Here is a 15,919-nt window from a genome sequence, read left to right on the forward strand (position 1 = left end):
TTTAATGGCTGTATTTTCGACAAAATGGGGACTGTTAAAACTCTGCCAACTCTCTCATTGCTTTTTCTACTTTTTCCGGATTCACCATGAAGAATTTCTCCATCGTTGGCGCATAAGGCATAGCAGGTACATCTGGTCCTGCCAACCGCATGATTGGTGCATCCAAATCGAATAAGCAGTTTTCAGCAATAATGGCCGCTACTTCACTCATGACGCTACCTTCTTTGTTATCTTCCGTAACTAAAAGCACCTTACCTGTTTTTGAAGCTGCTTCGATGATGGCTTCCTTATCAAGTGGATAAACTGTTCTTAGGTCAAGTACATGTGCAGAGATCCCATCGCTAGCAAGTTTTTCTGCCGCTTGTAACGCAAAATGTACACACAGTCCGTAAGTAATAACTGTGATGTCTTCGCCTTCACGCTTTACATCCGCTTTTCCGATTGGCAATACATAATCATCTGTTGGAACTTCTCCTTTAATCAAACGGTAAGCACGCTTATGCTCAAAGAACAGAACCGGATCGTCATCTCGTATCGCCGCTTTTAACAATCCTTTCACATCATAAGGAGTAGAAGGCATCACAATTTTTAAACCTGGTTGATTAGCAAAAATCGCTTCAACGGATTGGGAATGATAAAGTGCTCCATGAATCCCCCCGCCGTATGGCGCGCGAATAACAATTGGACAGTTCCAATCATTATTGGAACGATAACGAATTCTCGCTGCCTCTGAAATGATTTGGTTAACTGCCGGCATAATAAAATCGGCAAATTGCATTTCTGCAATCGGTCTCATTCCATACATAGCCGCTCCAATACCAACCCCTGCAATGGCAGATTCCGCTAGCGGTGTATCAATCACCCTTTGCTCTCCGAATTGATCGTAAAGACCTTGGGTTGCCTTGAATACCCCTCCTTTTTTTCCTACGTCCTCACCCAATACAAAAACACGAGGATCTCGTTCCATTTCTTCACGAATTGCCATTGTAACAGCATCAATATAAGAAATCACTGGCATGCTTCTTCCCCCTTACTGTTCGCCGTACACATATTTCAATGCAGATTCTGCAGGAGCATACGGTGCGTTTTCAGCGTAGTCAGTCGCTTCATTCACAATTTTCATGACTTTATCGTTTATGTCTTTTTCTAATTCATCATTCATAATTCCGAATTCTTTTAAATAGGCTCCGAACGTAATGATTGGATCTTTTGACTTCGCAACTGCCACTTCATCTGGTGCACGATACGCTCGATCATCATCGTCACTGGAGTGTGCAGTTAGTCGATAGGATACGGTTTCGATTAATGTCGGACCTTCCCCTCTCCTAGCTCTATCTGCTGCTTCTTTAACAGCTTTATATACTTCTAATGGATCGTTTCCGTCCACTGTTATCCCAGGCATTCCATATCCAATCGCCCGATCGGATACCTTTTCACACGCAAGCTGCTTCTCAATTGGAACAGAAATAGCATATTTGTTATTTTCACACATGAAAATAACCGGAAGCTTGTGTACCCCAGCAAAGTTTGCACCTTCGTGGAAGTCCCCTTGGTTACTGGATCCTTCCCCAAATGTTACAAAGGTAACAAAGTCCTTGTTTTCCATTTTTCCAGCAAGGGCAATTCCAACTGCATGAGGAACCTGCGTTGTAACTGGCGAAGAACCGGTTACGATTCTGCAGCTCTTTTTACCGAAGTGACCAGGCATTTGGCGTCCGCCAGAGTTCGGGTCTTCAGCCTTTGCAAAGCCTGATAGCATCAGCTCTTTAGCTGTCATGCCGAACGTTAAAACGACACCTACATCACGATAGTACGGAAGTACATAATCTTTTTCACGATCCAGAGCAAAAGCTGCCCCTACCTGTGCTGCTTCTTGACCTTGACAAGAAATAACAAAAGGGATTTTCCCTGAACGATTTAACAGCCACATCCGCTCATCAATGCGTCGTGCCAACAGCATGGTTTCATACATTTCCAACAAAGTTTCATTGCTTAAACCTAATTCTTCATGACGGTTTTGCACCATGAAATTCCCTCCTATTCAACGATTCTATTGATCATTTAAGAATGAATGGCCAATCCATCTACAGCCAACGCAGCTTCCCCAATCGCTTCTGACAAAGTCGGATGAGGATGAATCGTATGAGCAATTTCCCAAGGCGTTGCATCCAATACTTTTGCAAGTCCAGCCTCTGAAATCATATCGGTAACGTGTGGGCCAATCATGTGTACTCCAAGAATATCATCTGTATCTTGATCTGCGACAATTTTAACAAAGCCATCAGATTCCCCGAAAACTAGGGCTTTCCCTATTGCTTTGAAAGAGAATTTTCCAATCTTAACGTTATGTCCTTTCTCTTTTGCCTCATCTTCTGTTAGTCCAACACTTGCCGCTTCTGGAGAAGAATATATACATTTAGAGATCAATGTATAGTCAAGCTTTCTAGGGTTCTTTCCTGCGATATGTTCCACTGCCACAATCCCTTCATGGGAAGCAACATGGGCAAGCTGTAATCCACCGATGCAATCTCCAATCGCATATATATGAGATTCTTTTGTTTGATAAAATTCATTCGTCACGATATAGCCTTTATCAATCACGATTTCGGTATTTTCAAGCCCAATCCCCTCTACATTTGCTTGTCTTCCTACAGAAACAAGCATTTTTTCAGCAGAAAAGGCTTTCGTTTCACCCTTCACTTCTGCAGAGACGGTTACAATTTCATCTCCTTTTTCCAAAGTTTCCGGCAAAACTTTCGCTCCAGTCACAAATTTAATTCCTTTTTTCTTAAGCACTCTTTGCATTTCCTTGGAAATTTCTATATCTTCTGTAGGAATGATGCGATCTGCATATTCAATAACCGTCACTTCTACACCAAAGTCGTTTAGCATAGAAGCCCATTCAATGCCGATCACTCCTCCACCCACAATCAGTATGGAATTTGGAAGAGCTTCCAAAGATAGTGCTTCATCCGACGTCATAACATATTCACCGTCGATCTCAAGGCCCGGCAAAGTTCTTGGTCTAGAACCAGTAGCGATTAAAACGTTTTTTGGAATCAGCATTTCGTTTTCACTACCATCATTCATTTCAACAGATATAGTCCCAGGCATTGGCGAGAATATAGATGGACCCATAATACGGCCCGTACCCTCGTAAACGTCAATTTTCCCTTGCTTCATAAGATGCTGAACGCCTCTATGAAGTTGGTTTATAATCGTATTTTTTCGATCTTGGACTTTTGTAAAATCAATCTCTACATTACTTGTAAGTACTCCGTAAGCTTCACTGTTTTTTGCTTGATGGTAAACTTCCGCACTTCTTAATAATGCTTTAGATGGAATACAGCCTTTATGAAGACAGGTGCCTCCAAGCTTTGATTTTTCAACGACCGCTGTCTTCAATCCAAGCTGAGAGGCTCGGATTGCTGCAACATAGCCTCCAGTACCTCCGCCAAGTACAACCAAATCATACTCTTTTGCCATACTGTCCCTCCTTATTTTTCTACTCTCTCTTTGGATGAAAAAGCATATACCTTTGCTTCTTCTTCACCTCTTAAAACTCTCAGGGCTCCTTCAGTGAGAGCCTGAAGCTCATTCTCACCCGGATGAACAATTACATCTGCAATCCAATTGATTCGAGAAGAGATTTCTTTTACGAAATTCTTTCCGTACGCCAATCCACCTGTCAGGATAATGGCATCTACTCTTCCGGATAGAACAGCACTGGCAGCACCGATTTCCTTCGCTACTTGATAAGCCATTGCAGAGTAAATGAGTTTCGCTTTTTCATTTCCTTTTTCAATCATCTTTTCCACTTGAACGGCATCATTTGTTCCAAGATAGCCAACCATACCGCCTTGACCAACAAGCTTTTTCATTATTTCTTCACGATAATAGTCTCCTGAGAAACACAGCTTGACTAGATCACCAGCAGGTACAGTACCTGCTCTTTCTGGACTGAACGGACCATCTCCATGAAGACCGTTGTTCACATCCACAACACGACCATTCCGATGTGCACCGACAGTGATACCTCCGCCCATATGAACAACGATTAAATTTAATTCGCTATACTTTTTCCCAAGCTGTTTAGCTACTCTTCTTGCTACTGCTTTTTGGTTTAAAGCATGGAAAATACTTTTTCTCTCAATTAAAGGAAAGCCGGATACTCTTGCAATTTCATCTAGTTCATCCACAACAACCGGGTCGACAATGAAAGCCGGAATATTCAGGCCACTTGCGATTTCATAGGCAAGGATTCCTCCTAGGTTTGAAGCATGCTGTCCGTTATAACCAATCCTAAGATCATGTAGCATTTCTTCATTCACTATATACGTTCCGCCTTCAATCGGGCGCAACAATCCCCCTCGTCCGCATACAGCACTCAATTTGGAGACATTGATTCCCTCTTCATGCAATGTTTCCAAAATGGTATTTTTCCTGAAATCATACTGATCAATGATATTCTCATAGGAATTGATTGTTTCAGCATCATGGCGAATGGTTTTTTCCAAAACGGAAATTTCATTATCAAACACACCGATTTTCGTTGATGTAGAACCTGGATTGATAACAAGAATCCGATGTTTTGTCTCTTGCAACTTCAAAACCTCCAATAAGAAATGCATAAAGCACCTGCTTAGCTCCTGATAAAATGAACGTCGACTAACACCTGCCACGTCCTGTGGCAAACGTCGACATCACGACGTCCTGTCGAAGTAAATGTTCTTCACCCGAAGAAGTCTAAAGACTTCGTAGGGGGAGGTTATTTTACCCGAAGAGCTGGCGCTTGGAGCTAGACAATAAGAAAAGCGTAGCTCCTATTTTAGAAAACATGGAAGAAGAGCAGCCCAAACGATTTGCTCTTCTCCTTTGAATTAACCTCTTTGGTTCAATATGTGGCGAGGATTTTGAAGGAATTGGCTGCGGGAATTTCTCATTCTTTCAATTCTTTCTTCAGCCATTCGGTCAGCCGCTAAATAAGTTGGGATACCGTCACGTTTAGCAATTTCAATTACTTTTTCGATATTGTTATAGATCCCTTCAACTTTCTTAAGTGCACGATCTTTGTTATAACCATATAGCTCATCGGCAACATTGATAACACCGCCAGCGTTAATCACATAATCCGGTGCGTACACAATACCCATCTCATGAATAATATCTCCGTGACGCGGTTCTTTCAGCTGGTTATTAGCTGCACCAGCAATGACTTTTGCTTTCAACTGAGGAATTGTATCGTCATTAATCACGGCACCTAATGCACATGGAGCATAAATATCACATTCTACTCCATAAATTTCATGAGGATCTACTGCCTTGGCTCCAAACTCTTCAACCGCTCTTTGAACAGACTCTTTATTAATATCCGTTACGATTAGCTTTGCACCTTCTTCATGCAAATGACGGCAAAGATTATAAGCTACGTTCCCAACACCTTGTACCGCGATGACTTTGCCTTCTAATGAATCGGAGCCGAAAGCTTCTTTTGCAGCAGCCTTCATTCCTCTATATACGCCGTAAGCAGTTACAGGTGAAGGATTACCTGAAGATCCAAATGCAGGAGAAATACCTGTTACATAGCTTGTTTCTTCATGAATAATATCCATATCAGCGACAGTTGTTCCAACATCCTCAGCAGTAATATATCTACCGTTTAATCCTTGAATATAACGACCAAAAGCTCTAAACATTTCTTCGTTTTTATCTTTTCGCGGGTCTCCAATAATAACGGTTTTTCCACCGCCAAGATTTAACCCTGCAGCAGCATTTTTGTATGTCATCCCTCTTGCTAACCGAAGAGCATCTTCTATAGCAGCTTCTTCTGATTCATATGTCCACATGCGCGTACCTCCAAGCGCAGGGCCTAACGTTGTATCATGGATTGCGATAATTGCTTTTAAACCGGATTGTTGATCCTGACAAAAAACAAGCTGCTCATAGTCGTACTTCTCTAAATATTTAAAGATTTCCATCGTGTAATCCTCCCCTTTATTCGAAAGAACCTTTTAATTGTGATTTGCAGAACAGACGGCTACAGCTAATGAATAAAGCTTGCTTTCTGCAGAATCTGCTCTGGATGTTAATACAATTGGTGCTTTTGCTCCGGCAATAACAGCTCCTACCTTTGCATTAGCAAAATAAATAAGCGATTTATAAAGTACGTTACCTACTTCAATTGTTGGAACAAGTAAAATATCAGCCTGCCCAGCTACTTCGCTAACAATCCCTTTATGTTCCGCAGCAAATGCTGACACTGCGTTATCTAAAGCAAGCGGCCCGTCGATTTGACAGTTTTGAATTTGTCCCCTTGCATTCATTTGAGTAAGGACTGCTGCATCTAAAGTTGCTTGCATATCTGGATTGACCACTTCAACGGCAGCAAGTGGTGCAACCTTTGGACACTCTATTCCAAGAGATCTAGCTACATTCACTGCGTTTTTCACAATTTGAACTTTTTGATTTAAGTCAGGAGCAATATTCATCGCTGCATCCGTAACAAAAATCAGTCGGTTATAGTCTGGGATTTCAAAAGCAGCGACATGGGATAAAACATGACCAGTCCTTAAGCCAATTTCTTTATTTAGCACAGCTTTTAATAGTACTGCTGTTGGCACATTCCCTTTCATTAATACATCTGCTTCATTAAGCCTTACTGCTTTGACAGCTTGTTCTGCAGATGTCTCTTTCGAAGGTGCGCTTATGATTTTGATTTTTTCATGCTTTGATAATCCATTTTCTTTCATATCAAGCATCGTACATATTTTTTCCTTGTCACCAAAAAGAAGAAATGCAGCAATCTTTCTTTTAACTGCTTCTGCTACAGCTTCAATGATTTCTTCATCTTCTGCCGCAGCAACAGCAACAGTCTTTTCTTCATATTGGGTTGCTTGTTCTACTAGCATTTTTAAATTCATAAGGAGTATATCAACCCTTTCCTGCAGCATTAAATCATCGATTATCTATTATGCAAATGGTGTGCCAAAGTTTAATATTGATTTCATTTTTTATTTTTTTCATGATCATTCCTAGTAAAATCGCATTTGTTGTAAGCGTTTTTATTACTGAAAAATAATAATAATTATTAATTTTTCGGAACCACCGTGAAAATTATTTCATAGTATGCAAATTATTGCACGCTAAATTCTTCAAGGTTATATTTCTCCATTTTGTAATATAGATTTCTTACAGAAATCCCTAATTTTTTTGCAGTAGCTGTTTTGTTGCCACTGTTTTGTTTTAAAGCTTCGATAATAACTTGCTTTTCAAACTTTTCTAATTTAGACGCAAGCGATTCTTCTTCCAAGAAACCTATGAATTTTTCATTTTTTTCATCTATTTTTTTAGTGTTGGAAAGGTCAGGTATATGGTTGTGATCAATGATCACTTCATTAAATTTCATAAAAATAATAGCTCTTCCTAGTACGTTTTCAAGCTCTCTTACGTTCCCAGGCCAGTCGTATTGCTTTAACTTTAACAAAGCTTGATCAGTAAGGCCTTCAATATTTCTTCCGTATTCTTGATTCAGCTTTCTTAATAGATGATTACATAACTTCGGAATATCATCTTTACGTTGTCTTAAAGGGGGAATGTGGATAGGCATACGATTTAATCGGTAATATAAGTCTTCCCTAAACGTCCCATTCATAATTGCTTTCTCAAGATTTACATTTGTTGCTGCTATGACCCGGACATTAACAGGGATCGGCTTAGTACCGCCAACTCTTACAATTTCGTTTTCCTGTAACACTCGAAGAAGCTTTACTTGAATTTTTGGAGTCATTTCTCCGATTTCATCAAGAAAAATACTTCCGTTATTCGCTTCTTCAAACAATCCTCTTTTTCCACCACGTTTCGCACCTGAAAAAGCACCTTCTTCATAACCAAACAGTTCACTTTCTAGTAACGACTCCGAAATCGCACCACAATTAACTCGTACAAATTTATTGAATTTACGATCACTTCCATTATGAATGGCATGGGCAAACAATTCTTTTCCTGTACCAGATTCTCCCCTTAACAGGACCGTTGCTGGTGTCCGTGCACATAGCTTTGCCTGGTCCTTCGCTAGCTGCATTTCTTCAGAATCCCCGACAATGTCTTCAAAAGAATATTTCGCTTCTAGCGTCCTAATAATTTGGCGAGCCCTGTTCAATTCTTGGGTAAGCTCCTTAATTTCAGACACGTCGTGTATTACACCGACGCTTCCCTTTAGTTTGCCGTTTACAATAATTGGCGCTACGTTAACAATTACTTCTTTTTTATGTGGACCAACCCGCATTTTTACACCTCTGACAGGTTTTCTTGTTTTTAAAACCTGCATATGCATACTTTCTCCTTCTGAGATATCTGTTGTTGCGGGCTTCCCGATTACTTCTTCCTCCGTTAATCCCGTAATTCTAGAATATGCAGGATTAATGAGGATCCCTCTTCCTTTTTCATCCACCACTGATATTGCGTCATCACTAGAATGAATGATGGCTTCAAGCATCGTTTGAATTTCCTTCATATTAGTAATTTCTTCAGCTAGGTTTACAACTTCTGTGATATCTTTAAAGACCGCAAAAGCGCCTATGATGTCTCCATTCTCATTTAACATTGGAAACCTTGTCGTAATAATTTTCAAACCATTTTTCAATACTTGCTCTTGATTCGCCTCTATTCTTTTGGATTCTAAAATTCTTGGCAACTTACTTGAAGGAATCACTTCTTCAATTTGTTTTCCGATTGCTTCTGACTGTAAAATTCCCGTCATTCTTTCAGCACTCTTATTGAATAGAATGACTTCACATTGTTGATTGATTACAATCATGCCATCATCAGTGGAGTTAAATATCAAATCTCTCTTATAGGATTCTTCTTTAAATTTATGTACAAGCGCTTCTTTCTCTTCTAAAAGCTTTGCTAGGATAAAAGCCACAGTCCCAGGAACAAGCACAGTATTTTTGTGCTTCTTTGCCCGGATTTCTTCAAACACTTTTTGATTTCCAGTTACTTCAATTACAATATCGTATGTTTCATCTATTAACTCTTCCCAATTGTTCCCCGTTAAGATCCCAAGCTCATTTGCTAATAAAATCCCCGGAGCTTTTTCATTGATATCTACAACGGATCCGACAGATAAAAAGTCCGTCTCGAGAAGGATTTTTAAAATGGCTAATCCTCCTTTTCCTCCTCCTACAATCATTACTTTTTGCATCCTATTGCCTCCTAAACCACTAAGCATTCCTATGAAAAATTTTTCAAAAATGTGTGCAATTTTCTGCACACTTTCCTTACATCATACTGTAACATTTAGTCTTGACAAATTCCAAATATAAATTATGCTTTTTGTAGCGGAAAAAGGGTCATTTTGTTGGGACACCATCTACTACGGTTACAAATATTTTAGAGAGGAAGAACCCATGAAGCGTTTGGTTGCTTTTTTGATTTTATTTATACCTGGTGCTCTTGCAGCATTAGGAATCAAATGGATGAGAGATGTGCTATTCGGTATTTTACATTCCCCACTGCCTGCGCTGTGGCTGCAGTTTCTGATTGGTTTTATCCTTTGTGTGGGAGGAATTGGTTTTATTGCAGGCTTCATTTTGCATCGGGACAGAAAGCGAAATAAAGTCCAAGAACGATTTAAATAAAGGCTCTTTTCACATAGGTTGTTGTTTTTAGACTTTAAAGTTGTGCGTTGATTGCAGCGAGAGGCACTTGCTTTCCGCGGGGAGGGATGTCACTCCTCGGCGTTACCGCCTGTGGGGTCTCCCACTTCCCTCTTTTTACCGCAGGACATTGAATAAGCTTCCTCGAATAAACACCGCACGAAGGAAATGCGAATGCATTTTCGAGGAGTCAAGTGCCCTCCGCTACAATCAATTTAGATAAGTTAAATTACACTATAAAGGTAACAAACTTTACGAAAAAAACCTGATCTCACAGCGCTTGAAGCGTTATGAGTCAGGTTTTTTTATTTCAATTTAAATTGATTGACTTCAGACTGAAGCTTTTCAGCCATTTTAGCAAGCATATGTGAGGAAGCGTTAATTTCCTGCATAGTAGCCATTTGTTCTTCTGCAGCAGCTGCCACTTCTTCCGTGTCCCCGGCTGCAATTTCAGCAAGGTTAGATATGACATCTGAGCTATTCACAATAACTTGTGAGTTTGCTTGGATTTCATCAATTGATTTTTTCAAGCTCCGCATTTCTATACTGACATCATGGACAGCTTTTTCAATTTTCTTAAATGATTCGCTGGCACTTAAAACCACCTCTTCACCTTCTGAAACAGCCTGACTACTTTCTTCCATCATCTTAGTAGCCTGAATAATTTCATCATTAATCATAGTAATTAAGGATGCAATGTCTTGAGCAGATTTGCCTGACTGCTCCGCGAGTTTTCTCACTTCTCCAGCAACAACCGCAAAGCTTTTACCTTGTTCTCCGGCTCTTGCCGCTTCAATTGCAGCATTTAAGGCTAGCAAATTCGTTTGTTCACTAATATCACGTATTGTTGTAATAATTCCCATAATAGATGCTGATTGTTTTCCAAGCTCCCGAATCACTTTTTCTGTGTTGCGGACTTTCTTAGTAATGTCATTCATCTCTTCTACAACTTTATTCAAATTCTGTACGCCTTCAATCGAGTATTGGGTAGCAATATTAGAATCTTCATTTACCTTTGCGACGTTTTGTGCAGTGTCGTTAATTGCAGTAGAAATGGTGTGAATCGATTGAACTACACTTGCTACTTTTTCTACCTGTTCCTGTGAGCCTTTAGAAATCTCTTCTGCGGCAGTTGCAATTTGTTCTGAAGCTCGAGTATTTTCATCAGCACTTGCCGTTAATTGTTGAGAGGATGCAGCGACTTGCTGAGAAGCATCATGAATACTGATTAATATTGTCTTCAAACGATTCATCATTTTGTTATACATAATGGAAATTTGCCCTACTTCATCCTCAGAATAAATCGGTACTTGACGTGTTAAGTCGCCGCTTTCGGCATTTTTCATAGCTGCAACAACACTCATAATTGGCTTGGTTATTTTCGACACAATGAAAGCGCCTACACCAATTGCTAAAATGGAGCCTAGAATACTCGTAATAAACACATATTTTTTAATTGGATTTACTACTTCCAGCAATTCATCCAAATATGTAGATGTTGCATAAATCCAACCATTTGGAAGCTCTTGAAAAGCTGCGACCTTCATCTTGCCTTCCCATTCATATTCGACATATCCTGATTTTTTGGAAAGGATGGTCTGAATAAAAGCTTCTTTGGAAATGTCCGAACCAACCGTTTTTTCGTTAGGGTGATACATCATTTTACCTGTTTCATCAATTATGTAGCCATATCCAGACATACCGTTTTGTTCATAAAAAGTTTTCTTAATTTCAGCAAGCTCTTGTAAAATCCCTTCATTTTCTTGAGGAGAAATATTCTTGTCAGATGTGTGTCGACTTAATATATGCCCCTCCAAATGAGCGATGTATTCTAGATCATGTTTTGTTTCATTATAAATGGCATTATAGGAAATTTGAAAAGCAATATAGCCTGCAGTCATAAGCGGAACAAGCGTAACAATCAAAATGGTTGCCAGCAATTTCAATTTAATGGATAAATTATTTATTTTTTTCATGCTCCCACCCTATTTCTGAATAGTTAAAATCCCCTTTTTATTTTACTATGATATAGGTATTTTGTCCTATATCTTTTTCATATCGTTAATGGATTCCATATATTTTTCTTTTTATTAAAATCGCTTTTTCTGGATAGTCTGTAATAATGGCAGAACAACCCAAGGTATAAAGGGACTTCATTTTGGATTCCTCATTAATGGTATACGGTCTTACTGCAATCCCAGCTTGAATAGAAGATTTAATAATTGCGTCCGGTGCTGCCTTTATACTAGGATGAATCGCTTTAGATTGAATGGACTCTGCATATACCCATGGCATATATAAACCATCCCGATATAAAGGTGCTGTTTCAATTTCTGGAGCTAGCCTATAACAATGAACAATACTATAGTGATTAAATGAAGAAATAATCACCCTATTTTCCATCCCATAGGCCCTAACAAGAGCAATCGTTTTTTCCTCTAACCCAGGATAGAAAAAAACGCTATTTTTCAACTCAATATTAAGTAGCAAAGAATTACCCTGCATCCATTCTAAAACTTCTTTTAATGTCGGAATATTTGTAACACCAAATTGCTTTGAAAATTTATGGCTGCTATCTAATTTTTTTAATTCTTGAAGAAGGTAGTCCTTTACATATCCCTTTCCATTTGTTGTCCGATCGACTGTTTCATCATGAATCACGACCACTTCACCATCTTTGGTCAATTGGACATCCAACTCGATACCGTCTGCACCCACTCTGGCAGCTTCCATAAAAGAAATCATGGTGTTTTCAGGATGTGTCCCTGCTGAGCCTCTATGGGCAAAAATCTGTGTAAAAGTCATAGGTGAAGCCTCCCTTTTCATTAGCTTTCATCTGTTAAGAACAATACCTGGTCATCCATTTCTTCGAGCTCATCTTTGGCAGCTGCGGCAAGCCCATGTGATGCATTATTGGCTTTATATTTTTCAAGAGGATGTCCATAATCAACAATTCTTCTTCGCTAATCATCTTCCCCATGTTATCTACTCGAAATGCAACGAATTATTTTGTGCGTAAAAGGTTCCTTTGGTAGATTCATTTAAGCGTTTATTAAAATTTTTAATTTTTAGCATCGTATCTGGAAAAGCAATCTTTCCAATTGAAATTTCGCCTTCCCCTTTTATTTCAAGCATACTCATGATGGATTTTCGTTTATCCTCTAATTGAAAAATCTCAATCATGATCTTATCGAAGTCGCGCTTCACTTCAATATACTGACTATGCTGAACAGCATTTAGTTGGTCTAAAAAACTTTCAAAAACCTCAAGTTTTCTTTTTAACTTTTCGACCTGCAACATCTTTTCTCGATATTTATTCAATAGATCATCTAGATCTCGTTTTAATTTTTCCCTGTCAAATCCTTGAACATGGAGAATCGTTTTTCTTTGCATTTGGTTTCCAATAATGGCTGTTCTGATTTTCCCTCTCGCCTCTATAACACCACCGATCAGCTTCCCTTTTTGATCATCGGTAAATATGTTTTTTGCACGTAAAGTACTACCAACGGAATAATAACCGATATTAATGTTTTCTCCAGCCTCTAAAATTGCCTCATTTGAATATTTAACGAAAATGTTTTTCGCTGCCTTTACAACGGATGATCCTTTTCCAAAAATTCCACCTTTAATAAATACATCTCCAGAAAGGGACTCAATTTTCTTGATGCCACTAATACCTATCTCACTCATAATGGATACATCTTTTGTAGCAGTGACGGAAAATCCTTCCTTTATAATTCCTTTAACAGTGATACTGCCTTTAAAGTCTATATTTCCTGTTTCAACCCCAACGTCTCCTTCAATAATCAAATGGTCACCTACTCCAATTTTGCCATTATGGAATTCGACGACTCCATCAACCAAGGCTCGCAGAACAGTTTTTCCGTCTTCTTCTATTTCTGTAACCGTTTTTATATCATACTGGAGCTTTTTGTCCTTCCCTTTTTTCGGAAGAATGAGCTCACCAGTCACTGTTTTACCTGGTTTACCGCTTGTAGCAGGAATTTTTTCTCCGAGCCAATCTCCTTTTTTCACTTCATCAATAAAGTTCATATCATAATAATCAGCTTTCCCGTCTTCACGAATGGTCGGTTTTCTATCTGAACATGTAAAATATGTGATAATAGCATTATTTCCATTAATAGGTTCTATTCCTTTTGCAATGAGGATTTCTTTTCCAGCTATTAATTCTTGTTGCAATACTTGAACGAGAATCCCTTCCCTAACATTGTTCAGATGTAGGACGTCCAATACTTTCGAAACATATTCAGAATAATGTTCTTTAAGCTGGCTTTCTATGATGTTCAATTTAATTTTGGCAGTCATGTAATCTCTAGAAATCATACATTCAACTTCCGGTTTAAGTTCACCTATTTCAACCTGTTCACCTGTCCCGTTTTCTAACGCTTCTTTTAAAGCCATAAATTTTGTGACAGCAAGACGGGGATATTGGTTTATTAGCTTATTTAACAAAATGAGAGGATAACCTGGCTTAGTGACGATCACATAAATTTTGCCCCCATTTTCAACGATGCTGAAATGTTCATTTTGTAAAATTTCCATAAAAACTTTCCTTCCAATTTTTTAAAAATTCTATATGTTTAAGTATAATGGTAAAAGTAACATTTTGTTGAAAATTTTACTAAATAAATTAAATTTTTTCACTAGTGTTGCATTAATTTAATTTTAATATTAAAAAGACTCACAATCTTCACTTATTTTATTTTGTGCAAAGAAAAAGTCCTTTATAATGGATAAGTCAGGTGGTAACCCGTCCAAATCCATTAATAAAGGACACACACTATGGACAAGATTACACGAAAAACTTCATTTGGACAATGGTTTTCGCCAATAAATCTTCAATTATTTGAAGAACAGGTGAAAACGATGAAATTAGATTACTATACGAAAAAATTAACGACAGAGTCATTTCTAAAATTACTGCTTTTTGCGCAATTGGAAGAAATCGAAAGTCTCCATGCGCTAAGCGATTGCCTTTTTGATGACCAACTTCAAAAAGGGGTCGACCTTAATTCTATTAGTATTTCACAGTTGTCACGGCGATTAAATGGTATAAACCCAGATCTATTTCAAAAGCTTTTTCTTGATTTAGTCGCAAAAATTCATGCCAAAACACACTACACAAAACGGGTCATGCCTTTAAAAATCATTGATTCAAGCACATTGCCACTTAATTTGACCAATCATAAATGGGCGAAGTTTCGCAAAACAAAGGCTGGTGTAAAGCTGCATTTGCGCCTTGTGTTTATGGAAAAGGGGATATCCTATCCTGAAAAAGCTTTGATGACAACGGCAAGAGAACATGACCGTGGACAGCTTGAAATCATGGTGGATGACAAGGAATGCATGTATGTGTTTGACCGTGGCTATCTAGACTATGAGCGCTTTGATCGTATGACGGATGACGGCTACTTCTTTCTTTCCAGACTACGGAAAAACGCTGTTATACGGGAAGTTTATGATTTTAAACTACCCGAAGATACGAGTGTTTTGTCGGATCAAATGGTATTGATTGGCACAACTCAAAACCGTGCTGAAAATTACTTTCGCCTTCTAAAAGTGATGGATTCAAAAGGAAATGAACTCCATTTAATCACGAATCGTTTTGATTTAAGCGCCGAAGAAATTTCCGAGATGTACAAATCACGATGGGCTATTGAACTGTTTTTTAAATGGATCAAACAACATCTCAGCATCAAAAAATTCTATGGTCAAAGTGAATGGGCGATTCAAAATCAAGTGTTTATCGCACTTATTGTTTTTTGCCTACATGTTCTGGCACAAATCGAAACAAATAGTACGCGAAAAACCTTACAAATTAGCCGTTATTTAAGGGCTGCATTGTGGAAACCAGCGCATATCTGGCTTCGAAAAATTGAAGGAAAAGCCATCCCTTAATAAGTAAATTGTCGTNAAAAGGAAATGAACTCCATTTAATCACGAATCGTTTTGATTTAAGCGCCGAAGAAATTTCCGAGATGTACAAATCACGATGGGCTATTGAACTGTTTTTTAAATGGATCAAACAACATCTCAGCATCAAAAAATTCTATGGTCAAAGTGAATGGGCGATTCAAAATCAAGTATTTATCGCACTTATTGTTTTTGCCTACATGTTCTGGCACAAATCGAAACAAATAGTACGCGAAAAACCTTACAAATTAGCCGTTATTTAAGGGCTGCATTGTGGAAACCAGCGCATATCTGGCTTCGAAAAATTGAAGGAAAAGCCATCCCTTAAT

At 38.6% G+C, this 15,919-nt stretch carries 12 protein-coding genes and 1 pseudogene; 3 read left to right on the forward strand and 10 right to left on the reverse strand.

Annotated features, from left to right (window positions below):
- Positions 1–34: 34 nt before the first annotated feature.
- From GD441_RS01270 to GD441_RS01300, 7 genes are all read right to left on the reverse strand, one after another.
- Complete coding sequence (locus GD441_RS01270; protein WP_153122852.1) at positions 35–1,018, reverse strand: alpha-ketoacid dehydrogenase subunit beta; 984 nt, start codon at positions 1,016–1,018, stop codon at positions 35–37.
- A 12-nt stretch (positions 1,019–1,030) separates the two neighbouring features.
- Positions 1,031–2,026 carry a thiamine pyrophosphate-dependent dehydrogenase E1 component subunit alpha gene (locus GD441_RS01275; RefSeq protein WP_153122854.1) on the reverse strand — a complete coding sequence of 332 codons (996 nt, stop codon included), beginning with the start codon at positions 2,024–2,026 and terminating at the stop codon, positions 1,031–1,033.
- Between the two features lie 35 nt (positions 2,027–2,061).
- Positions 2,062–3,486, reverse strand: a complete 1,425-nt coding sequence (lpdA, locus tag GD441_RS01280; protein ID WP_153122856.1) for a dihydrolipoyl dehydrogenase — start codon at positions 3,484–3,486, stop codon at positions 2,062–2,064.
- Between the two features lie 11 nt (positions 3,487–3,497).
- Positions 3,498–4,604: a butyrate kinase gene (buk, locus tag GD441_RS01285; protein WP_153122858.1), complete on the reverse strand. Its 1,107-nt coding sequence runs from the start codon at positions 4,602–4,604 to the stop codon at positions 3,498–3,500.
- 276 nt (positions 4,605–4,880) lie between these two features.
- On the reverse strand, positions 4,881–5,978 hold the full coding sequence (bcd, locus tag GD441_RS01290; protein ID WP_153122860.1) for a branched-chain amino acid dehydrogenase: 1,098 nt from the start codon (positions 5,976–5,978) through the stop codon (positions 4,881–4,883).
- Between the two features lie 33 nt (positions 5,979–6,011).
- The gene (gene yqiS, locus GD441_RS01295; protein WP_153122863.1) at positions 6,012–6,920 is read right to left on the reverse strand and encodes a phosphate butyryltransferase; all 909 of its coding nucleotides are present in this window, start codon (positions 6,918–6,920) and stop codon (positions 6,012–6,014) included.
- 212 nt (positions 6,921–7,132) lie between these two features.
- Positions 7,133–9,202: a sigma-54 interaction domain-containing protein gene (locus tag GD441_RS01300; RefSeq protein ID WP_153122865.1), complete on the reverse strand. Its 2,070-nt coding sequence runs from the start codon at positions 9,200–9,202 to the stop codon at positions 7,133–7,135.
- Positions 9,203–9,407: 205 nt separating this feature from the next.
- Between GD441_RS01300 and GD441_RS01305 the strand changes: the two genes are divergently transcribed.
- Entirely contained in the window at positions 9,408–9,638 is a 231-nt protein-coding gene (locus tag GD441_RS01305; protein ID WP_153122867.1) for a DUF2627 domain-containing protein, read from the forward strand.
- A 323-nt stretch (positions 9,639–9,961) separates the two neighbouring features.
- Here the strand turns inward: GD441_RS01305 and GD441_RS01310 are convergent, their stop codons facing one another.
- The 3 genes from GD441_RS01310 to GD441_RS01320 all read right to left on the reverse strand — a co-directional run bounded on the left by GD441_RS01310 (position 9,962) and on the right by GD441_RS01320 (position 14,219).
- Entirely contained in the window at positions 9,962–11,632 is a 1,671-nt protein-coding gene (locus GD441_RS01310; protein WP_153122868.1) for a methyl-accepting chemotaxis protein, read from the reverse strand.
- Between the two features lie 85 nt (positions 11,633–11,717).
- The gene (locus GD441_RS01315) at positions 11,718–12,461 is read right to left on the reverse strand and encodes a glycerophosphodiester phosphodiesterase (protein ID WP_153122870.1); all 744 of its coding nucleotides are present in this window, start codon (positions 12,459–12,461) and stop codon (positions 11,718–11,720) included.
- Between the two features lie 180 nt (positions 12,462–12,641).
- Positions 12,642–14,219 (reverse strand): DUF342 domain-containing protein, encoded by a 1,578-nt coding sequence (locus tag GD441_RS01320; protein ID WP_153122872.1) that lies wholly within the window; start codon positions 14,217–14,219, stop codon positions 12,642–12,644.
- Between the two features lie 240 nt (positions 14,220–14,459).
- Here GD441_RS01320 and GD441_RS01325 point away from each other — a divergent pair, with 240 nt between their 5' ends.
- Together GD441_RS01325 and GD441_RS01330 are read left to right on the forward strand one after the other, a co-directional pair.
- Entirely contained in the window at positions 14,460–15,575 is a 1,116-nt protein-coding gene (locus GD441_RS01325; protein ID WP_153122874.1) for an IS4 family transposase, read from the forward strand.
- Positions 15,576–15,589: 14 nt separating this feature from the next.
- A pseudogene (locus GD441_RS01330) lies at positions 15,590–15,918 on the forward strand (transposase); the annotation flags it as partial.
- Position 15,919 lies beyond the last annotated feature (1 nt).

The organism is Peribacillus tepidiphilus, from assembly GCF_009466385.1.
Taxonomy (GTDB): domain Bacteria; phylum Bacillota; class Bacilli; order Bacillales; family DSM-1321; genus Bacillus_BN; species Bacillus_BN tepidiphilus.